General features: G+C 42.4%; 22 protein-coding genes. 18 read left to right on the forward strand and 4 right to left on the reverse strand.

From position 1 onward, the window contains the following. Positions 1–250: 250 nt before the first annotated feature. Together ACJJIE_RS11485 and ACJJIE_RS11490 are read left to right on the forward strand one after the other, a co-directional pair. A complete protein-coding gene (locus tag ACJJIE_RS11485; RefSeq protein ID WP_282931632.1) occupies positions 251–769 on the forward strand; it encodes an imm11 family protein in 519 nt (172 codons plus the stop codon). 598 nt (positions 770–1367) lie between these two features. Then, entirely contained in the window at positions 1368–1898 is a 531-nt protein-coding gene (locus tag ACJJIE_RS11490) for a hypothetical protein (protein ID WP_282931631.1), read from the forward strand. A 513-nt stretch (positions 1899–2411) separates the two neighbouring features. On the opposite strand, the gene ACJJIE_RS11495 is transcribed toward ACJJIE_RS11490, so the two are convergent. Next, complete coding sequence (locus ACJJIE_RS11495) at positions 2412–3203, reverse strand: transposase (RefSeq protein ID WP_444894697.1); 792 nt, start codon at positions 3201–3203, stop codon at positions 2412–2414. A gap of 372 nt (positions 3204–3575) precedes the next feature. On the opposite strand from ACJJIE_RS11495, the gene ACJJIE_RS11500 reads away from it, so the two are divergent. The 6 genes from ACJJIE_RS11500 to ACJJIE_RS11525 all read left to right on the forward strand — a co-directional run bounded on the left by ACJJIE_RS11500 (position 3576) and on the right by ACJJIE_RS11525 (position 9689). Continuing rightward, positions 3576–3968 (forward strand): hypothetical protein, encoded by a 393-nt coding sequence (locus ACJJIE_RS11500; protein ID WP_444894698.1) that lies wholly within the window; start codon positions 3576–3578, stop codon positions 3966–3968. 558 nt (positions 3969–4526) lie between these two features. Further along, the gene (locus ACJJIE_RS11505) at positions 4527–5012 is read left to right on the forward strand and encodes a hypothetical protein (RefSeq protein WP_444894699.1); all 486 of its coding nucleotides are present in this window, start codon (positions 4527–4529) and stop codon (positions 5010–5012) included. A gap of 69 nt (positions 5013–5081) precedes the next feature. Beyond that, positions 5082–5477, forward strand: coding sequence for a hypothetical protein (locus ACJJIE_RS11510; protein WP_444894700.1), 396 nt, complete (start codon positions 5082–5084; stop codon positions 5475–5477). Positions 5478–6288: 811 nt separating this feature from the next. Next, a complete protein-coding gene (locus ACJJIE_RS11515) occupies positions 6289–6903 on the forward strand; it encodes a hypothetical protein (RefSeq protein ID WP_282931626.1) in 615 nt (204 codons plus the stop codon). Positions 6904–7716: 813 nt separating this feature from the next. Then, the gene (locus ACJJIE_RS11520; protein WP_444894701.1) at positions 7717–8286 is read left to right on the forward strand and encodes a hypothetical protein; all 570 of its coding nucleotides are present in this window, start codon (positions 7717–7719) and stop codon (positions 8284–8286) included. A gap of 545 nt (positions 8287–8831) precedes the next feature. Continuing rightward, a complete protein-coding gene (locus ACJJIE_RS11525; RefSeq protein ID WP_444894702.1) occupies positions 8832–9689 on the forward strand; it encodes a PA4780 family RIO1-like protein kinase in 858 nt (285 codons plus the stop codon). 171 nt (positions 9690–9860) lie between these two features. On the opposite strand, the gene ACJJIE_RS11530 is transcribed toward ACJJIE_RS11525, so the two are convergent. The 3 genes from ACJJIE_RS11530 to ACJJIE_RS11540 all read right to left on the reverse strand — a co-directional run bounded on the left by ACJJIE_RS11530 (position 9861) and on the right by ACJJIE_RS11540 (position 12197). Further along, positions 9861–10247, reverse strand: coding sequence for a hypothetical protein (locus ACJJIE_RS11530; protein ID WP_444894703.1), 387 nt, complete (start codon positions 10245–10247; stop codon positions 9861–9863). A 178-nt stretch (positions 10248–10425) separates the two neighbouring features. Beyond that, positions 10426–11364, reverse strand: coding sequence for a transcription termination factor Rho (gene rho, locus ACJJIE_RS11535; protein WP_444894704.1), 939 nt, complete (start codon positions 11362–11364; stop codon positions 10426–10428). Between the two features lie 602 nt (positions 11365–11966). After that, positions 11967–12197: a hypothetical protein gene (locus ACJJIE_RS11540; protein ID WP_444894705.1), complete on the reverse strand. Its 231-nt coding sequence runs from the start codon at positions 12195–12197 to the stop codon at positions 11967–11969. A gap of 459 nt (positions 12198–12656) precedes the next feature. On the opposite strand from ACJJIE_RS11540, the gene ACJJIE_RS11545 reads away from it, so the two are divergent. From ACJJIE_RS11545 to ACJJIE_RS11590, 10 genes are all read left to right on the forward strand, one after another. Continuing rightward, positions 12657–12992, forward strand: a complete 336-nt coding sequence (locus ACJJIE_RS11545; protein ID WP_444894706.1) for a hypothetical protein — start codon at positions 12657–12659, stop codon at positions 12990–12992. Between the two features lie 389 nt (positions 12993–13381). Further along, positions 13382–13720 (forward strand): hypothetical protein, encoded by a 339-nt coding sequence (locus ACJJIE_RS11550; RefSeq protein ID WP_282931620.1) that lies wholly within the window; start codon positions 13382–13384, stop codon positions 13718–13720. 854 nt (positions 13721–14574) lie between these two features. Further along, positions 14575–15324, forward strand: a complete 750-nt coding sequence (locus ACJJIE_RS11555; RefSeq protein WP_444894764.1) for a nuclease-related domain-containing protein — start codon at positions 14575–14577, stop codon at positions 15322–15324. 400 nt (positions 15325–15724) lie between these two features. Further along, the gene (locus tag ACJJIE_RS11560; protein ID WP_444894707.1) at positions 15725–15955 is read left to right on the forward strand and encodes a hypothetical protein; all 231 of its coding nucleotides are present in this window, start codon (positions 15725–15727) and stop codon (positions 15953–15955) included. A gap of 628 nt (positions 15956–16583) precedes the next feature. Further along, a complete protein-coding gene (locus ACJJIE_RS11565) occupies positions 16584–16913 on the forward strand; it encodes a hypothetical protein (RefSeq protein WP_444894708.1) in 330 nt (109 codons plus the stop codon). A gap of 661 nt (positions 16914–17574) precedes the next feature. Then, positions 17575–17697 (forward strand): hypothetical protein, encoded by a 123-nt coding sequence (locus ACJJIE_RS11570; RefSeq protein ID WP_444894709.1) that lies wholly within the window; start codon positions 17575–17577, stop codon positions 17695–17697. 28 nt (positions 17698–17725) lie between these two features. Further along, complete coding sequence (locus tag ACJJIE_RS11575) at positions 17726–18028, forward strand: hypothetical protein (RefSeq protein ID WP_282931612.1); 303 nt, start codon at positions 17726–17728, stop codon at positions 18026–18028. Positions 18029–18272: 244 nt separating this feature from the next. Beyond that, positions 18273–18551, forward strand: coding sequence for a hypothetical protein (locus tag ACJJIE_RS11580; RefSeq protein WP_444894710.1), 279 nt, complete (start codon positions 18273–18275; stop codon positions 18549–18551). Positions 18552–18765: 214 nt separating this feature from the next. Further along, the gene (locus ACJJIE_RS11585; protein ID WP_444894711.1) at positions 18766–19434 is read left to right on the forward strand and encodes a DUF6559 family protein; all 669 of its coding nucleotides are present in this window, start codon (positions 18766–18768) and stop codon (positions 19432–19434) included. A 447-nt stretch (positions 19435–19881) separates the two neighbouring features. Further along, entirely contained in the window at positions 19882–20388 is a 507-nt protein-coding gene (locus ACJJIE_RS11590; RefSeq protein ID WP_282931611.1) for a GNAT family N-acetyltransferase, read from the forward strand. The last annotated feature ends 282 nt before the right edge of the window (positions 20389–20670 follow it).

The following is a 20670-nucleotide window of genomic DNA, read 5'->3' on the forward strand; positions in this document are numbered from 1 at the left end:
GCCTCAACCCACTGGCGCCGGTGCTCATAATCCCTCCCCTCTTCCACAAAGGAATACTCTGTGTACACAGTGGGAGACGCAGTGATAGTACAGAGTCGTATCAAGAGAGATCTATGAGCGGCGAGGCTGGGTCATGGGGAATTGGTTTAACTATTTTAGTATCCATTATTTTTATTGTGATTTCCGTATTGTGTCAATGACTGAGACACCTTAAGCTCTACCCTTTATGGGTGTCCCGAAACGGCCATTTATGACAATTTATACAATTGAACTATCTGATGACAACAATTGTACGTTCACTCCAAAAGATGAAGTTAGATCCATAGAAACCCATGGTTCTCTACTATCTAAAGGGAAAGAGTTAGAGTGGCCTCATTCTCTTGAAGTATCGTTAGAGGATGAATGCGAGATAAAAGATTTTTCATTCATTCAATCTGGATCATTAGTAATATCGAATAATGTGAAAGTTATAATAGGCGAAGAACTGGAAAAGTTTGGACAGCTATTAACCATAACATATAACAATAAAACTTTTTGGTTATGGAATGTTACACAATCATTAGATGCTCTAGATCATGGCCAATCATCTTTTAATCGTTATGGGAGTGTATCGCGCCCTGTATTTAAAAAAGATTTGCCTGAGCAAATTCTAGCTTTCAAAATTAAAGAAGATAATTTTTCAACAATATTCTGTAATTCATACCTAAAAGACCTGATTCAAGCTAATAATTTCAACGGTGTTTCTTTCGAGGCCAAGGCTTCAGCATAAATCGAGTAGTCGGTAGTTCCTTGCTACCGGCTACCGTACCATTCATCGCCTAAGAAATTGAGTTTATACCCAACGATAGTCTCGTGTAACTCTACATCATATAAAAGACAATAGTCATGGCATTAGACCACTATTCCATCGACTAATTTCTCTTTAATCATCTTGGCCATTAGTGACCTAGACAATGCTGTGCTCTACTATCTATTTTTTCTTTCTCCGCAGTGGAGCTCACTTATGAGTCCCGCTGTCAGCTTTACAGCAGCAAGCTAAACAGATTTCCCCAGATAAGAACGTGAACTTTCACTATACCCCCGAATCATTTACTCTATCCGATAGATCACATGGCTTCGGAGTTCTTGGCCACCTCAGCTTCAAGGATGTTCTGTTCCTCAGCACGTACTTTACTAGCGGCCCCCTCACCACAAGACCTTACAGTGTTACAGTTGCCATTCGTTAGTAGTTAGCATTTAATGGTGATCTTCCTACAGGGGACTTTTACCCTATTAGTTCACGCCCATGCTGGGCGTACCAAGTTTAGGCACCAGACGCCTACGACGTGGATGCTAAATATGTTATGTACTAAACGGAGATTGTATAAGTGGCATGGAATACCTTTATTGAAGAGATAAGTCTTGAAAACATACCATTTTCAAACGATGTTCTGTTGTTTCTGGAGAGAGGCAAAATCAATGTAGGAGAGCCCAAAAGGGGAAGTGTAGATTTATCTAAAGTTGTTGGAACAACTCACCCTGATTACTGCGGCAAGACGTGGGGTCAATTGAAGCCAATTCCAGGAACTTCCGATGGTGATTTCATGAACAATAGAGAGGTTGCATTACAGGGACTCAAGAGAGCTATTGTAAATGTTAAAGCATTAGAGAAAAATCCTAGTTACTATTTTGATGATAATGAAAAGACACACTGGTCTTTCTATCAAATTGATGATAAATATTACATTTCCTCAGGGAATCATCGGACTGTTATTGGTCGCCTATTTCTCCATCTAAACAATCAAGAGCAACTGGTTCATGGTGTGACAATTACTCCCGCTGAATTTAAAAAAAAATCAGAGATAGATCACAACTCCCCAAGTTTAATTTCTCGTTTTATAGCATGGATTAGACCATAACAAATCAATTAATTTCGCGCCTACGTCATCGGATGCGGCAAAGCTGTGCAGGTATTGAGGAGTTATTCACGAGATAATTAAAACCTACGGGAACATACCATGATTGAATGGACTACTACGATATCATTTTCAATAAGCTTTATACTTTAATTTCACTTATGATAAATGCAGTAATTATTTACAAGTGAGTTAGTGACAAAAAGAGAAGAATAAGCTAAATGATCAAGCATTCCATATGATAAGGGGGTTGGCGCCAGCTGGAACGTGCCGCTGCAATGTAGTGTTAAACACTAGGACACCTACAGATTGAAAGATAACACCGGAAATAGTACAGGCCTTCCACCTTGACTGCCATTTCTCCTGGCCTGGTGTAGGGCAAGATGAAATTTTATAAATTATGCTTGAGGTTTAAAGATTACGTGATTTTAGCCAACCCGAAAGGAATAGCATCGAAAGGTTGGGAGGGAGTTAGTGGGGCATTGCAGATAGGAAACGTTGGCAGTCGCCTATACCCTATGCCCAGCGTTTATTGAGCTGAATACAGGCTTGCCGTACAACCTCTGCTGATCCCACCAATCCTTTAAAGCGGCTTTCAAAGTTCCGATTAAGATAGAGCCAGTGTTTTGCCGAGATGCCCAGCCACTCAAGGATAGGGGCCGTCTTTTGAGAAATGGCACCGCGCTTTTTGGGGCCTAAATGCCGGCCACTCCAGTTTACTAACGCCAAATAGTGATCCAATTGAAAGGGCAACCCTTTCGGCATATTAAGGCGCTCGCCGCCCACAAACGGTAGCAGCTCTTTAGGCTGCTCACCTGAGATCACAGCGCGAACACGCTGTTGAATGGACGTGTGATCCGAGTCCTCCGGTTTTTTTGCAATATCGGCACGGATAGGATTGAGATCAACATAGGCCATGCAGGCAGCCAAGGCTCTTTCATCCAATAGCCCCTGAGACTTGAAACCGCCCTCCCAGAAGCGGCTAGTACAGCGATCTTCTGCATTGGCTTGGCGAACAATAGATTCGTTTATACAGCGCATAAACCAACTGATATCCATTAATCGCTCTCGCCACAGCTCGATCAGCTCCTTAAGCTTGTTCTTTTCACTGCAATCCAGTGCAGTGCCCTGAATGAAGTGCTGAGCCAAATTAGAAGCTTTAAATAATTCCTGCCAGCGGAAAATGACCTCAGTATCAGACCAAGTTCTGGCCGTTTTAGCATCGATATAGAGTACCACATGGTAGTGATTACTCATTACCGCATAGGCAGCGATATCCAGCGCAAAGATAGCAGATAGCTCTTTCATCCCAGTCTCAATCCACTGGCGCCGGTGCTCATAATCCCTCCCCTCTTCCACGAAGGAATACTCTGTGTACACAGCGGGAAACACAGTGATAGTACAGAGTCGCATCAAGTGAGATCTGTGAGCGACGAGGATGGGTCATCGGGTATGGATTTAACTGTTTTAATATCCAGTATTTTTATTGTGATTTCAGTATTGTGTCAATAGTTGTGACGCCTTAAGCTCTACCTTTGATCGGTGTCCAGAAACGGCCTCGTTTACCCCATTAGTTCACGCCCATGCTGGGCGTACCAAATTTAGGCACCCTCGCCACTTCGTGGCTGGACTGCCTAACAACGCGCTTCGCGCAGGCTGCCGGTGCTAAAGGCGTTAACTGTGAATATGGATTCAGGTATTAGGTCAAAGCTAAGAGAAATCTTCAGAAAGTCTGAATTCGTTTTTGCTGCACCAGAATCTTTGGGAAATCCAGATTTAGTCCCTTTCTGTGAACAGATACTGGAGCTCTATAAACTCAAAGATACTGTCAAAGAGGATTTTGAAGAGACATTTATCGAGGATTTCGATATTTTCAAAGAGTGTACCTGGGAGCTGGCGCAGGTTTGCATGTATCACCTTAGGCTAAAGAGGTACAAAGCTCATTTAGAAAAACGGTTAAGAGAGGCACAGAGTATCCCTGACTTTAGAGCTACTCCAGTTATTGAGCATATTCTAGATGCCTACCAGGATCCTTGGAAAGACAAAGAATTGTTCTATGACCAACTTAGTTAAATAAAAGTTAGGTGACTAGAGTGCGAGTTTTAACATTACTAATGCTTCTTGGTTTGACTGGGTGTGTCCCAATCCCGCATTACAGTAATCTTACTCCTGAAATATCAGGTGTTATTAGTGAATCAGGATCACCTAAGAAAAACCTGCCCGTACGCGTTGTAGCCGGGATTGGAGTCGAGCAATGTGAAGGTAGGAGCTCCGATGGTAAAACTGACAAGCTTGGTGCGTTTCACTTAGCGCCTATTGAGAAATTTAATTTTATGTCAGTCATTATGGCACACAGCTTCTTTCCCTGGTCTGTTTGCGCCCTTAGCAACGACTCATGGGTTATTATCGCGCAGGACAAGACATATGCACTTGTAGACAGTGGGCCAGTTCATAAAGTCGAAATTGAGTGTAATAGCTTATCTCCCTTTACCCAATGTGCAATTAAGGATAGATAGTGACAGTAAGGCGTCACCTAATAAATTTAGGCAACATCTCCACTGCGTGGCTGGACCTACATTACGCGGCTTTGCCGCTACATTTCGGCCGTTGCTAAAGGTGTTAGGCTCTCATATGAATGAAGCTGAAGTACTTGAATATTTAACCGACAGTGATGGTAGTACTAGGAATATTACGTTTACTCCAACCACTTTGGCTTGTGTCGGAAAGTTCATTGAACTATTTCTCGAGGAATTCAGCGATGGCGAGCTCCTAGATCAAGACGGTGAAGTAGTTGAAATGTCTTCGGAAAGTGTAGTGTCTTACATCACACAACGTGAAGAAGGTTGTATTCATGGACAGCTGAAATCTAGAGTTAGCTTTGTAAGCCAGGTTCATCTGTTTCTCGATTGGCCTGAAGGTGAAAAAATAGCTGTTGAAATATCGTATTTTCCAAACGATCTTTGCAGTGATTTTACTACATCGATCTTTTTCGAAGCATTGAATAGTTGGTGGGATACTCTACAGACTAATGATGTATTCGTTAGGTATGAAAATGCTAGCTGGGAGTTTTATGATCCCGAGGGGCTGGGAGTCTTTTATCATGCTGTCAAGTCCTAGCTAGCACATTTTGTCGAACTGGTTTTCTGCTGTGCTCCAAACCAGCCGTAAATGCGGACGTTATGAACGATGAAGACTCGGACCACATTTGTTTTTTTTCTATTGTTAGTTGTCAGCTGTACGAAGCAATATGATATTTCGCTAATAGTCAATGAAGCTATCGGCTTCAAGCCTAAAGAGGATTTCGTAGTTGTCGAGCGGGAGAAGGCTTCTGATATTGCAAAGTATTTCGATGACTATAACGAAATTTTCTATATAGAGATGTCAGAGCATGATCATGCTTCATTCATGAAGATCGTTGAGGAGGGTGGCTCCTGGAAGCTTCAGCCTAAATCTAGCCTTCCGGGCAGTAGTAACTTTCCGGAATGGGAAAAAATCATGTACTTCAAACAATATGGTCTTTTGACAATATTCAGAGTACGTGGCGACAGACGTGCGATTACTATTCAGGTCTACGAGCAGTGAGGCTCATAAATCGGGTAGCCGGTAGTTTTTAGCTACCGGCCCCAACACCACCCATCGTGCGGGTCGCAATGGGCGGTTCCCTATCCGTATGAATCTCTACCCAACAATAGCGTCGAGCAGCTCGTCATTTGAGCTGAGTGTCATAGCAGTGCGCTACCTCAACTTATCCGACTGGAAGCATATCAGTAGGCTAACCCTATCTTTTAACTCGCGGATTTTTGGTTCAGGCCTTCACCCTGTCCAAGGTATTAATCTTAGCATTAGGCTACTATGCCGTCGGCTGACTTCTGTTCAATCACCTTGGCCATTACTGGCCCAGGCACCGCTGTGTTCCACCACTCTTGTCTACCCCTCGATGGAGGCTAGTGGGTTGGGCCTACTTATGAGTCAGCGGCCACGTTAACAGCTTCATAGCAGCAAGCTAAACAGGTCCCCCCAGATAAGAAGGTGAACTTTCACTACACAACTGCATCATTTACTTTACCCGTTAGATCACCCGGCTTCGGTGTCCTTGGCCGCCTCACTTTCAGGCTAAGCCTTATAGGATGTTTCTGTCCGTCAGCTAGTAGTTTTGCTAGCGACTTCCTCCCCACAAGACCTCGCGGTATTGCAGTTGCCATTCGCTAGTAGTTAGCATTTAATGGAATCCATTAAATGGTGATCCTCCTACAGGGGACTTTCACCCCATTAGTTCACGTCCATGCTGGGCGTATCAAGTAAAGGCACTCGACGCCAAAACCTTCACTTCCCTATGGTTTTGACAGAGGTGCGTTATGCATCAATCTCTCCACCAAACAATAGGTATGTCTATATGAACCAAATAGCAACGCAGGATGTAGTTCGCATATCAGATAGTCTTTCTAAGGGAATGGATAAACTATATAAGACTGGGGGGTTCGCATTAGCCTTTGGGTTTGCTGGCATTTTATCTATGGTATTGGCTAACATACCTGGACTAACTTTACCGTCTGAGTTATTTGTTGTTGGAGCGATATTGACTATCGGGTGCTTTTTATTTTTCGTGTATACCCATTTCCAAGGAGCACGAAAAGCACTTGCTGAAATCAATGAAAATAAGCCTCTGATTGATGCCGTACAAGATGTTTCTTTACAGGTCACAGAATTGACATCTGTTATTCAAGCGTACAGCTTTAAAAACCTGAGTAAAATACATAATACTTTAGAGGTTGCATGCCCTATTATTGAAGGTCTTCCCCTGGTTGGAGATAAAGCCAAAGAATGGGGATTAAATGATGCCTCAAGGATTTCAGGCATAATTGTGGATACTACTGAAAACACAAAAAACTTGGTAACGGAAGTTAAAGAAGCTCTTATCAAAGGTGATTTAAAGAAACTAAAAAGTTACTCCAAGGATCTACAGCAAGCTGTGGACACAACCAAAGAGGCCCTAAAAACTAATGCTTAAATCGGGTAGTCGGTAGTTTCTAATTACAGGACCCCACACCACCCATCGCGCGGGTCCGCAATGGGCGGCTCCTATCCGTAATAAATCTCAACCCAACGATAGTGTCGAGCAGATCTTCATTTGAGTTGAGTGTCATGGCAGTGCGCTACATCAACTTAACCGACTGGAAACATATCAGTAGGCTAGCCCTGTCTTTCAACTCGTGGATTTAGGCTCAGGCCTTCACCCTGTCCAAGGTATTAATCTTGGCATTTGGCTACTATGCCGTCTGCTGAATTCTGTTTAATCACCCTACTCATTACTGAGCAGAGCGCTGCTGTGTTCCACCACTTTTTTTACCCCCGCGATGGTGGCTAGCGGGCTGGGCCTACTTATGAGTCAGCGGCCACGCTGACAGCCTCACAGCAGGAAGCTAAACCGATCTCCCCAGATAAGAACATGAACTTTCACTACACAACTGCACCATTTACTCTACCCGTCAGATCACATGGCTTCGGTGTCCTTGGGCACCTCGCCTCAAGGCTAAGCCTTACAGGATGTTTCTGTTCGTCAGCTCCTAGTTTTGCTAGCGACTTCCTCCCCACAAGACCTCACGGTGTTGCAGTTGCCATTCGCTAGTAGTTAGCATTTAATGGAACCCATTAAATGGTGATCCTCCTACAGGGGACATTCGCCCCATTAGTTTACGCCCATGCTGGGCGTACCAAGTCTGTCAACGATCGCCCTTAGGGCTGGACAGCTTTAAACGTGGCTTTGCCACAAAGCTGCCCATTACAAATGGCGTTATATTTTTACTGAACTATGGAGTAGTAAATGAAAAGACCTACATGGGCGACAATAATTGGAGTGTTGGCAATTATCTTCGGGATATTTGGGGTTCTTGGTGGCGCTCAGGAAATAGCCATGCCCTCGATCCTCGAAATGCAGAAAGAAATGATGGCTGAATTCAGTAAAGGGAAGACTCCTGATGGAAAGGATATGCCCCAATTGACACTAGAAATTGAAGAGGAAGGTGAACCCAAACGAATCGAGTTTTCTCAAATGATGGAGTCTATGCAAGAACAGTTTAAGGTCCCAGAGTGGTATGAATCTTGGTCAATTGTTTTTGGTATAGTATCTATGGTCGTAGCAGGTCTGTATCTTATATCTGGAATATTTCTAATGATGACTAAAGATTTCGCGATAAAACTTTTCTATATAGCTATCGCTGCGTCTGTTATTTGGGCCATTATTCAAGCAGTAATTAGCTCGCAGTCAAATAGTGGGTTCTTGATGGCTCAAATACCTGGCTCAATCTCTAGCATTGTCATCGATATAATACTTCTTATTGTGGTTCTCGTTGGCAGTAAAGAGGCTTTTGTTCCTCAACAAGAAGAAATATAAATCGGGTGGCCGGTAGTTTCTAACTACCGGCCACCACACCACCCATCATGCGGGTCATGAATGCTAACCGGTTGGACCTACTTAACAGCCAGTAGCCACGCCGACAGAATAACTGAAACAAATTACACAGATTTCCCAAGGTAAGAGTATAAAATTTCACAAATCAGCTACATCATTAACCCTACCCATTAGATCACGTGGCTTCGGCACCCTTGGCCTCCTGACTAAGCCATATAGGATGTTTCTGTTCGCCAACTCATAGTTTTGTTCGCGACTTCCTCCCCACAAAACCTTATAGTATTGCAATTGTCACTCGCTGGTAGTTAGAGGTCATTAAACGGTGATCTTCCTACTGGGGGCTTTCACCGCATTGTTCATAACATGTCAAGTGCGATTCTTATTGCTCCCATCCTTTACGCGGACATTATAGGGCCCCATAATCGCTCTTTATCCATAAGCAGGATTAGATTTCTTGCCTCAAATACACATGGAAATATGTCAATAGCATATATGATTAATTGCCGAACACTCGAAGCTGGTATCTAGTGAAAACTCCCAAACGTCTACAGCCTCTCATCGATGATGGCTTAATCGATGAAGTTATCAGCCGCCTAATGAGCGGCAAAGAAGCCGATATATTTATTGTCCGTTGTCGTGACGAAATTCGTTGCGCCAAAGTCTATAAAGATGCAACTAAGCGCAGTTTTAAAAAGGCTGCACAATACCAAGAAGGGCGTAAAGTTCGCAGTGGTCGTCAAGCACGTGCCATGCAAAAACGATCAAATTATGGCCGCCAACAGCAGGAAGAGATTTGGCAGAATGCCGAAATTGATGCTTTGTCCCGTTTAGCACGCGCTCATGTACGTGTTCCCAAGACTTTTGGTTGTGTTGACGGTGTATTATTGATGGAGTTAATCACTGACGAAGCAGGCAATGTCGCACCACGGCTTGGCGATGTGACAATGTCAGAAGAGCAAGCAATTCAAGATCATGCATTAATGATTCATTACATCATGCTCATGCTTCACGAGGGAATTGTACATGGTGATTTGTCCGAATTTAACGTCCTAGTGGATGATTCCGGCCCTGTGATTATCGATTTACCCCAAGCTGTTAATGCCGCTGCCAATAACAGTGCACAAGAAATGTTCACTCGCGACGTCGACAATATGCGTCGTTACTATGGCAGATTTGCCCCCTCTTTATTACAGACTCAATACGCCAAGGAAATGTGGGCACTGTTTGAAGAGGGTAACTTAACGACTAGCTCAACGCTCAGCGGCAAGTTTGATGATGACGATGACAGCGCCGATGTCGACGCCGTGCTGGAAGAAATCAAAGCGGTGATGCAAGAAGAGTTGGAACGAAAAGAGCGCATACGTGAATCATCAGAAGATGCATAAATTTGGATGAAAGCACCCGGTTTAGTAACCTTACAGGTTGCTGCGGGTGTTGTTTATTATCCTATTGCACAAATTAGTGCACATACACATTAGGCCCCCAAAAGGCTGGAAGATTCTGTAGCAAGCTCCCTTTCTAGGAGTTCTTACCCTTTGATTTATAGGTAAGATAGATTAAGTTCTGGGAATTGATATGCAGATTTTTGGAAATGCTATTTTGGATAAAAGAGTGGTAATCGTGTTATAGAGTATTTGGGGTAGAAGTAGATTAGCAGGGTGCGGCTGAGAGGGAACGCCGGCAATCCCTATTTCGTGTACCCAGCGTTTATCGAATTGGATGTAAGCTTGCTTTACAATCTCCGCTGATCCCACCAAACCTTTAAAGCGGCTTTCAAAGTGCCAACCGAGATAGAGCCAGTGTTTTGCCGAGATGCCCAGCCGCTCAAGGATAAGGGGCGTCTTTAGAGAAATGGCTCCGCGCTTTTGGGGTGCTAAATGCCGACCACTCCAGTCTACTAACGCCAAATAGTGGTCCAGCTGAAAGGGCAACCCTTTCGGCATATTAAGGCCACATTTCCACTAAGCTCCTCATTGAGCAATATCCTGTAAAAACACACCAGAGAATCGAAGCATAAAGCCCTCGACTAAATAACGGCTGTCCTAGTAAGGAGTCGGTCGCTAAGTAACTAACTCCAAAAATGCTAAGCGGCTAAATACTACCCTTAAACTTAACTAAAAATTAATGGTCAAGTAACTCCGCATTAGTCGGGTACTTTTCAAGGAGTTCAATAAGCTTTTTAGTGCCATCTACAGGCTTTAGACTGGTAAGCGTTCTTCGTAAAGCTCTTATCGTTGCAATATCTTTCGAGTTAAACAGGATTTCCTCACGGCGAGTACTGCTTTTAGCAATATCCAAGGCAGGGAAAATTCGCTGTCTCGCAACTTCCTTTGACAATACTAGTTCCATATTTCCCGTTCCCTTAAACTCCTCAAATATCACCTGGTCCATTCGGCTTCCGGTATCCACAAGTATCGTTGCCAGAATCGTAAGTGAACCACCACCTTCAATCTTCCTCGCAGCACCAAACAGCTTTCTGGGTACCTCCATAGCCCTGGCATCTATCCCGCCAGACATCGTACGTCCCCTACCACTCTGCTGCGCATTGTGTACCCGTGAAAGCCTTGTCAACGAGTCAACCACGATCATTACATCCTGACCTTCACCGGCTTCCTTGCAGGCCCGATCAAGGAGTTCATTAGCTACTCTCACATGATCTTCATAGCTATGATCAGAAGAGGACGCATAAACTTCGGCCGGTACACTTCGCTTAAAGTCAGTAACCTCCTCTGGCCTTTCATCAATAAGTAAAGCGTACAACTTTATTTCGGGGTAAGCCTCCCCCATTGCTTGGCAGATATGTTTCAGGATAGTGGTTTTGCCACAGCCCGGTGGAGCCACAATCAAGCCACGCTGCCCCTTACCAATTGGTGTGATCAAATCCATCGCCCTAACCGTAAGTTCCTGAGAACCTGACTCAAGGCGAATAGGCTCAGATGGATTAATAGCTACTCCATTTAAGAACCGTTTCTTTGGATCAGAAGTATCCTCTTGCTTTTTATCAACCTTCTTAGGCTCCGTATTTCTCTTTACCTTTAAGGATAATATTTTTCTGGACATAACATGCTCTTTACAAATCAATCGAGGCCGGGGAGATTATTAATGATTGTCGATGGTTGGACAAAAGATTAGTACTCCCCGAAACTGGATACTATAGCCAGAATTTACGGCTATACGATTACCTTTCGGAACCAAGGCAGACAAATACTCCTATTAGAAACCAAAAACACTACTTAACGTCAGCCGTAATCATTGAAACACCAATCAGAAGGTTGAAAAATAGGACACCCACAGATTGAAAGATGACACCCGAAATAGTACAGGCTTTCCACCTTAACGGCCATTTCTCCGGGCATGGTTCGGACAAAGTGAAGTGTTGAAAAAATATACTTTCGGTTTGAAAATCACGCGATTTTGGCCAAATCGGAAGGAATAGCATCGAAAGGCCGTGAGTAAATTAGTGATGTGTTACCAACAGGAAACGTTGGCAGTCACTTATGCCATATACCCATCATTTATTGAGCTGAATACAGGCTTACTGTACAGCCTCTGCTGATCCCATCAGGCTTTGATAGCGGCTAATTGAGATAGAGCCAGTGTTTGGCTGAGATGTCCAGCCGCTCAAGAATAGAGGGCATCTTTTGAGAAATGGCAACGCGCTTTTAAGGACCTAAATGCCGACCACTCCAATCTACTAGCGCCAAATAGTGATTCATCTGAAAGAGCAACCCGTTCGGCATATTAAGGCGCTCGCCGCCCACAAACTGTATTAGCTCCTTGGGCTGCTCACCTGAGATCGTAGCGCGAACACGCTGCTGAATAAACGTGTGATCGGGGTCTTCCGGGTTTTTTGCAGTATCGGCACGAATAGGATTGAGATCAATATAGGCCATGCTAGCTGCCAAAGCTCTTTCATCCAATAGGGCCTGAGACTTGAAGCGGCCCTGCCAAAAGCGGCCAGTACAGTGGTCTTATGTGTTGGCTTGGCGGGCAATAGAATAGATTCGTTTAGGCAGCGATATCCAGCGCAAAGATAACAGCGAGCTTTTTTCATCCCAGTCTCAATCCACTGGCACAGGTGCTCATAATCCCTCCCCTCTTCCACAAAGGAACGCCATGCGTACACAGCGGGAGACTCAGTGATAGTACGGAGTCGCCGAAGGCGATCTGTGAGCGGTGAGGCTGGATTATGGAGTATAGGTTTAACTGTTTAATTATTGTGATTTCCATATTGTGTCAATGGCTGTGACGCCTTAAGCTCTACCCTTAAAAGTGTCAAGAAACGGCCTTCTAAGATAGCATAAACGACTCCATTTCTGTGACGGCCAAGTAAAACGTTATATGAAATCGATATGAAAGAAATAGAGCTTGCCCGAAAGTATATGGACATATTCTTTGAAACGAAGGACTTTGATTCATTAGATCTAATACTAGATGAAAATCTGGATTTTGAAGGGCCATTGTTTAAATGTAAGTCGGCCAAAGAATATATAGAATCTTTGAAAGCTTCGCCTCCAGTTAATGTATCGTATGAAATGGTAGAAGAGTTTCGCAATCCGAATTCAATATGTTACATATATAAATTCACTAAAAATTGTAGAAGTACATTAATAGCTCAAACGTTTCATTTTAAAGTAGGCCGCATTAGTAAAATTCGTCTTATTTTTAATCCAGAGGAAATTTCATAAACCAGGTCGATAGTTTCTAGATACCAGCCCCACACCATCCATCAGGCGGGTCCGCAATGGGCAGTTTCCTACCCGTAATGAATATCTATCCATTGGATCACATGGCTTCGATGCCCCAGTCATCTCACCTCTGAGCTAAATCTTATAGGAGATATCTGCTCGTCAGCTCACAGTATTTTGCTGGTGGCTTCCTTTCGACAAGACCTATCGATGTTGCAGTTGCCATTCGCCAGTAGTTAGCATTTAATGGGACCTTATTAAATGGTGATTTTCCTACAGCGGACCTTCACCCCATTAGTCTACATCCATTCTGGGCGCACCAAACGTAGGTACACCGACAAAGTTTGCGCTGTGCTTCAATTTTGTTCGTTCTACGAGCGTTATGCACTATGAAAAAATATGTTTGTCTTTTATTGTTGGCTCTCCAAGCCGGCTGTGCAAATATTGATTATAATTATGAATGTCAGTTACCTGATAATGAAGAGTGGATCAAGTTGGAAAGAGCTTCCAAGGCGATAAATCCGTTTTTTGAGAGAATAGATCTAGAACCACCAAAGAATGTCATCTGGTATTTGAACGACAGCAAATCAAAACTCCTTGCCTGTTCACCTGGTGATCGATCGGGTGACTATAATCATTGCGGTGAGAGAACCCAAATTTATAATCTTGACATCGGTAAAGATTATTTACTTGAAACTATCGTGGTTTGTAGTACGCCTCCACGCTAAATGAATAAAAACTATATAGGTCATTCATTTTAGTTACCGGCGTCATACCAGTCATCCTACGGAGCCAGAAAGAGCTATTCACTATCCGTAATGAATCTCTCTACCCAAAGATAGTGTCGAACAGCTCTTCATTTGAGTTGAGTGGCATAGTAATGCACCACCTCAACTTTATCCAACTGGATAATATGTCGCTAGATTAGCCCTATCTTTTTACGCATAGAGTTTGGATTCAGGCTTTCGCTATGCCCAAGATATTAAGCTTGGTGATAGGCTACTATGCTGTCGGCTGACTTCCATTTAATCACCTTGATAATTACTGACCTAGACGCTACTTCGCTACACCTTTTTTCTATCCCCACAATGATGGCTAGCGGATTTGGCCTACTTACAAGTCAGCGGCCCCACTGACAGTTTCGCAACAGCAAGCTAAACAGATCTACCCCAAATAAGGATGTAAACTTTCACTGCACAACTGATTCATTTACCCTAGCTGGTAGATCACATGGCTTCGATATCCTTGGCCGCCTCACCTCTAGGCAAAACCTTATATGACGTTTCTATTTGTTGGCTCGCAGTTTTTCTAGCGGCTTCCTCTCCACAAGACCTCTCGATATTGCAGTTGCCATTCGCCAGTAGTTAGCATTTAATGGAGCCTATTAAACGGTGATCTCCCTATAGGGGACTTTCACCCCATTAGTCCACGTCCATGCTGGGCGTACCAAGGCCAAATATGGCCGCCAACAAAGCTGGCTGGACCTTCATTTCACTTTTTCGCAGCTACATTGCAGACCGTGTTAGTGGCGTTAGGTGAAAACCATTATCGAGTCAACATGATAGATCCCACACCAATAATAATGAACGTCATATCAACATTCTGGTACTTCATACCACTGCTAATTTTCGCTGGAATCTTCAAATCTCCTTGGTTTAAGGGCGTTATTGGAGAGGCAATAGTGAACCTTGCAATAAGGATCAAGCTTGATAAAAGCAGCTATCATCTCCTCAAAAATGTTACTCTACCCACAGAAAATGGCACCACACAAATTGATCATATTCTAGTTTCAGAAAGAGGAATTTTTGTCATTGAAACAAAGAACATGAAAGGATGGATTTTTGGTACTGAAAAACAGAAACAATGGACACAAAAAATATTCAAACACACCAACAAATTCCAAAATCCACTACATCAAAATTATAAGCATGTAAAAACGTTAGCAGCATGCCTTGGGATTTCAGATTCACATATTTTTTCAGTCATTGTTTTTGTTGGTGACAGTGAATTTAAAACAGAGATACCCAAAAATGTCACCAATGCTAGAGGCCTAATCCGTTACATCAAATCTATAAATGAACTTATAATCTCTCCCACGGAGAAAGAAGAATTGATTCAAAGAATTGAGTCAGGACGGCTCAAGCGAACTCTCAAAACCAACAGAGATCATGTGCAGCATGTAAAACAAATTGTAGCCAATAAAGAGTCAGAGAAAAGCTGCCCTAAATGCGGTAATGCAATGGTTCAACGAGCATCAAAAAAAGGGGGCAAAGCAGGCAACGAGTTTTGGGGTTGCAGTCAATTGCCAAAGTGTCGTGCAATTTGCACCTAAATCAGGTAGCCGGTTACTTCTAGCTACTGACCCCACACCAATCAACGTGTCAGTCTGCAATGAACGATCCCTATCCGTAATAAATATCTACCCATTGGGTCACAGTGCTCCAGTGCCCCTAGCCACTTCACCTCCAAAATAAGCCTTATAAGATGTTTCTATTTGTCAGCTCACAATTTTTTGATGACAGCTTCCTCCCCACAAGACCTCTCGATGTTGCATTTGCCATTCGCTAGCAGTTAGCATTTAATGGAGCCTATTAAACGGTGATCTCCCTATAGAGGGCTTTCACCCCTTTGGCTCACGCCCATGCTGGGCGAACCAAGAGCAGCTAACATCGCCCCTTCGCTGCTACATTGCGACCGTTGCTGCAAGTATTGTATTTTAATTGGTGCTCACCTTGGCTATTTTTATATCTATTACTTTTTTAGTGGTTCCATTTATAAGTATTTTTTTATGGCTTGTTTTTGAAGTTAATAACTCTAGAGGAATCTATAGGGTTGCACTTGGGGTTCTATCAATTATCTCTACTGCATACTTTTCAGCCAGCATAACAAAAAAAGAAGCAGTTGCACTTCAAAAGTATCAACAAATGCTGATCGATAAGCAAAAACCAGCTAGTGAGCGGTAGTTGGTTTTTGTATGTTAAGCCGATAAAAGTATGACGCCTGTATAATACTAGGGCTTTATGCTCCATAATCTGCTCGAACAGAATTTCAATACTTAGGAGCCAAATCAAAAATGGATCGGGAGTATCACTTGCCTAGGTGTTGAAGAGGGTTGGTTATATTGATTAACCCATAAAATCGACCCGTTATTGATTTATCAACATCGAAAGCCATGACGTTTACATTAGCCTGTGAAGCCCTTCTAATGGCTCTATGGCGATGCAAAAAACCCACGAACGCTATCGTGCGTACTGACGAGGGAAGCCAGTATTGATCTAAAGATTATCAGCATTAGCAATATAGTAAAAACTATTAAGGTAATTAGAGACTGGGCTGATACAATATCCGGCATTAAATATTATACTTGGGACATTCTTAATAATTATACACATGGAAGCCATATTTCAAGTAAACCAGAGGCTTGATAGTAAGCCAGGAAACAAATAGAGCTATTCTATTGGTCGAAATTTGGTGATATAGTTTAACTTCATCTAATGTTTGCACCCAGAGAATCTCCAAGAATAAAAGGTTCGTCAAGAGCTGTTTTCTACAACCTTGTTATACAATCGTTAATATAGTAAAGGAAAAAGTATGTCCCTTTTTAAGAACTGCCTGGCAATCACTGCTCTTTTATTTCCACTTTCAGGTAATGCTGTATTTACTGAAACTTATGAGATTCAGAGCCTGAAAGCTGCTACAAATGGTGTATTTGTAAAATTAAGTGGATTTAGAAATGATCCCAGTATAAGCAATTTGGATTGCCCCGATAACAATACTTTTGTAATGCTGAAAGATACTGATAATTATGAAGGGAGGTTATCATTCCTTCTTTCTGCTTACATGGCAGGTAAGCCAGTACAAATAAGTTACTATGACTGCCAGGGAAATTACATAAATATGTCGTCTGTATTTATTGGGTAGTTCACACAAACCAAGTAGCCGGTAGCTTCCCGCTATCGGCCCCATACAGCCCTGCGTACGAGTCTACAATAGAAGGCTTTCACCCCAGCGATCAGATATCAAACTCAGTATTTAGTACAATATGTATGTTATCAGATCTTTCCCTTCTTCAATAATTTTCACCGGGTGAACTACAGATAATTGCTAGCAATTCAATTATTGCCCTTCCATAATATATTTCGAACTTTTGTTCTCACTCCTTGCCAGCTATTTTCAATAGCTCATATTTAGTCGTGCCGGGTCCAGCAGTCAATATCAATACATTTTTTGATAGCCTTGCGCTAGCTAAAATAGTTAACTAAACAATGGGAAATTATCAATAGCAGCTATAGGCCTGAGTCCATTTCATTTATGAGCCAGTGGCCATCCTGACAGCTTCATTGCAGCAAGTTAAACAGATCTCCCGAGGTATGATCGTGAAAATTTACTACATAACTGCATCATTACCCTACCCGCTAGATCACGCGGCCTCGGTGTCCTTGGCCACCTCAACTCCAGGCTAAGCCTTAAAGGATATTTCTATACATCCCCATATAGTTTTGCTAACGGCCTCCTCTCCATAAGACCTTGTGCTGTTTCAGTTGCCATTCGCTAGTAGTTAGCATTTAATGGGACTCATTAAATGGTGATCTTCCTACAGGGGACTTTCAGCTCATTTGTCCACACCCATACCGGGCGTGCCAAGTTGCCGTACAATCGTACAGCAGAGCTGCGCCGAAACCGCCACTGCGCGGCTCGCCTGTAAGAAAGGCGTTATGCAATAAGGGATAAAAATGCTGATTGAAGAAATTGGGGTAGGTATTTTCGGAGCAATATTTAGGTTTCTTGGGTGGGTATTATTCGAAGTCATTATTGAAGTGTTAATAAAAGGTCTAGGATATCTAATTTGCCGCCCCTTTAAGAAAGTAAATATAGATGATGCTTTCTGTATTGTTTTGGGGCTTATTGCTTGGGTAGTAATACTAATCTCAGTAATGCTAGTTACGGATTGGGTATCTAAAAATACAGATATAGACTCATGCCTCGATGATGGTGGTCGTTTTAATTATCAATCAAGCATATGTGAATACGAGTAATTTAAACGTGTATAGCAAAGCTATCAGAAATCGTCAGCAAACTGGCTGGACCTCCGCTGCAACGCTCATTTTGAGCCTAATAGCACAAAGCAGTCGTAGCAGTTCCAATCCTTTATAGTGACATAAGTGTAACCATGAAAAAATACTGACTTTAACACTGCTCTGTTTAGTTTCTGGCAAGGCACTTTCTGATTGTTCTTTTAAATCACAAAAGAATAGCTACAAACCAGACATTGCAGCTAGTTTGGCAGAGCAAGCGTTTAAAGAGAATAATATTTACTTCATCGCAGTTGCGGATGGAATTGACCCTTCTCGCCCAGGCTTCGATATTCCATTTACTTCATGTATTTTTAAGAATACTAAATGGGAGATGCTTTGGGTTGGAGCTGATTCGCAGTACTGCGTTAACCGTGAAGATATTAGAACACAGGCAAAAAGTTATGCTCTAAATTTCAACAAGACGATGGTGCAATTGGCAAGTAAGCACCTTCATGAAATGTGCCCAGAACTCCGTAAACACTAACAACTTCAGGCAAGGTGCTCCGGGCCTTCACAGAGTAACCAACCCTATGCCCATGATTTTTTTATCGCTCTTTATGGCCTTACTTTGTCTCATGCAAGCCGCAGGTAGGGCGAGTGAATTGAATGTCTAGGCTCTTCACTCTTTGTCTTATTCAGCAATCTAACCTAACCGCTCCCTAGAGTACAATGACAAAAGTAGGGGGCATAGATTTACGATGTATAGCGTAGCTGTCACTACTGAACATATAGTAAACGGCTCATCGCCAGATAATTTTCAATATATCGTTTGCCTGGAAGGAAAGTGGACAGGTATCCAGAATTTCCAGGGTAAAGCACTCTTATGCTTAAGTATCAATCCAAAGAGTGAGTTTTATGGTAACGAGGGTTTTGATAGACTGCCTATAAATCTGGAGCTTGATAAATTCATACGCTCTTTGTCACCATCAGGATTAACTGTTCTAAGTATGAATCGCATAAAAAATCTTTTTTACGAGTTCCAGTATTCTAAGTATGTGAGAGGTCTACCCTTCTATGTCGTGCGGCATTCTGGAATCAAGAAATCTTACTCTACAAAAGACATAGATCGAGTGATTTATAAATATGGCTTTAACTGCAGGTATTCACCAATCGGCTATGCGATACTTGGGAATAGAAAAGAGTATAAGTCAAAGGCGAAATTTTATGCACCACATCCTTCACGCGAGTATATTCGAGATAGAGTCTCTAAAAAGTACTTTGAAGGGAAGGATTTCGAATTGCTTGAACTAATGAAACTTTCTCTTTTCAAGTTCACAGCTGAAGGAGAACTTTTTGTTGACCCTAATGAGTATTGGGAGTACTTGGCTGAGATCGAGAAGCAAACAGCTAAATCGAGCAGCCAGTAGTTTCTACCCCCACACCATCCATCGTACAGGTCTGTAATACGTGACTCCGTAGTCCTAATAAACCCCCACCCAACGATCACTAATGTACCATCACTTTTTCAATCCCCGCGATAGCAACTAACGAGTTGAGCCTAATTATGAGTTGGCAAGCTAAACAGATTAGCTTAGACACGGGCATGAACTTTCACTATATAACTATATAATTTACCCCTTATCCATGGTTCATATGCCTTCCGTATCACAGGGCACCTTACCTTCAGCCCAAGCCTGATTTGATGTTTCTGCTCATCAGTTTTTGCTAACCGCCTCACTCCCTCAAGAGTAAACGGCTTTGCAGTTGCGATTCGTCAGTAGATCGCATTTAATGGAGCCCATAATCACCCTACAAGAGATGTTCACCCTATTAAAGCATGCCTATGCTGGGCGTACCAAGCACCAGAAATAAATGTGGCTGCGGTGAGCATTAGAGCCCCCACAAATTCAGAGACTATGATCAGTATGATAATAAATCTTGATATTTTAAATGAAGAAATAGCAAACCAGGTTTTCATAATATTTCAACGCTCCTATAAGGTTGAAGCTCAACTAATAGGCGTTACTGACTTTCCGCCACTATCTCGCAGCGCTCAAGATATAAAAAATTCTAAATCATTATTTTACGGATTTATTGACAAGAAGTGTCTAGCCGCAATTATTGAAATTACTATAGAAGGTAAGCGGTTAGAAATTAACAGCTTAACTGTTGATCCAAATCATTTTAGAAAAGGAATAGCAGGCAAATTGCTGAGCTACATTCTAGATGAAATTGAATTTTCAGAAGCAATTGTAGAAACAGCAACTAAAAATGATCCCGCAATTAATTTATATGAAAAATATGGTTTTGTTGAATTTAAACGATGGACTCCACCTCATGGTATTCAAAAGGTCGCTTTGTCATTAGAAAATTCGCTCTAATTAGGTTAGCCGGTAGTTTCTAGCTATCGGCTTCACGCCAACACTAATACTATCCGTGCTATAAGTCAGCAACGGGCGACTCGCTATCTATAACATGATAAAAGCATGCAATTTTAATGAATTTATAACCTTTGATCGCTGACTCTTATTTACCGCAATTGAATTTATTCACGACGTCCAGGTCTGAAACCTTAAGATTCATTAATAGAGAGCGATACCTCTCCAATAAATTTTATTGCAATTATTCTTTAACTCATTTTTCGGCCAATTTTGACGAGATAA

The sequence above is a fragment of the Microbulbifer maximicatervae (SeqCode) genome, from assembly GCF_052467325.1.

Coding starts and splice junctions, on each gene's coding strand:
- ACJJIE_RS11530 (WP_444894703.1), bottom strand. CDS start 10,247: ATGCCGAAAGGGTTGCCCTTTCAGCTGGACCACTATTTGGCGTTAGTA.
- ACJJIE_RS11515 (WP_282931626.1), top strand. CDS start 6,289: ATGAACCAAATAGCAACGCAGGATGTAGTTCGCATATCAGATAGTCTT.
- ACJJIE_RS11585 (WP_444894711.1), top strand. CDS start 18,766: ATGTATAGCGTAGCTGTCACTACTGAACATATAGTAAACGGCTCATCG.
- ACJJIE_RS11510 (WP_444894700.1), top strand. CDS start 5,082: ATGAAGACTCGGACCACATTTGTTTTTTTTCTATTGTTAGTTGTCAGC.
- ACJJIE_RS11540 (WP_444894705.1), bottom strand. CDS start 12,197: ATGGCCTATATTGATCTCAATCCTATTCGTGCCGATACTGCAAAAAAC.
- ACJJIE_RS11565 (WP_444894708.1), top strand. CDS start 16,584: ATGTCCCTTTTTAAGAACTGCCTGGCAATCACTGCTCTTTTATTTCCA.
- ACJJIE_RS11505 (WP_444894699.1), top strand. CDS start 4,527: ATGAATGAAGCTGAAGTACTTGAATATTTAACCGACAGTGATGGTAGT.
- ACJJIE_RS11575 (WP_282931612.1), top strand. CDS start 17,726: ATGCTGATTGAAGAAATTGGGGTAGGTATTTTCGGAGCAATATTTAGG.
- ACJJIE_RS11550 (WP_282931620.1), top strand. CDS start 13,382: ATGAAAAAATATGTTTGTCTTTTATTGTTGGCTCTCCAAGCCGGCTGT.
- ACJJIE_RS11495 (WP_444894697.1), bottom strand. CDS start 3,203: ATGAAAGAGCTATCTGCTATCTTTGCGCTGGATATCGCTGCCTATGCG.
- ACJJIE_RS11520 (WP_444894701.1), top strand. CDS start 7,717: ATGAAAAGACCTACATGGGCGACAATAATTGGAGTGTTGGCAATTATC.
- ACJJIE_RS11485 (WP_282931632.1), top strand. CDS start 251: ATGACAATTTATACAATTGAACTATCTGATGACAACAATTGTACGTTC.
- rho (WP_444894704.1), bottom strand. CDS start 11,364: ATGTCCAGAAAAATATTATCCTTAAAGGTAAAGAGAAATACGGAGCCT.
- ACJJIE_RS11555 (WP_444894764.1), top strand. CDS start 14,575: ATGAACGTCATATCAACATTCTGGTACTTCATACCACTGCTAATTTTC.
- ACJJIE_RS11570 (WP_444894709.1), top strand. CDS start 17,575: ATGGTGATCTTCCTACAGGGGACTTTCAGCTCATTTGTCCACACCCAT.
- ACJJIE_RS11545 (WP_444894706.1), top strand. CDS start 12,657: ATGAAAGAAATAGAGCTTGCCCGAAAGTATATGGACATATTCTTTGAA.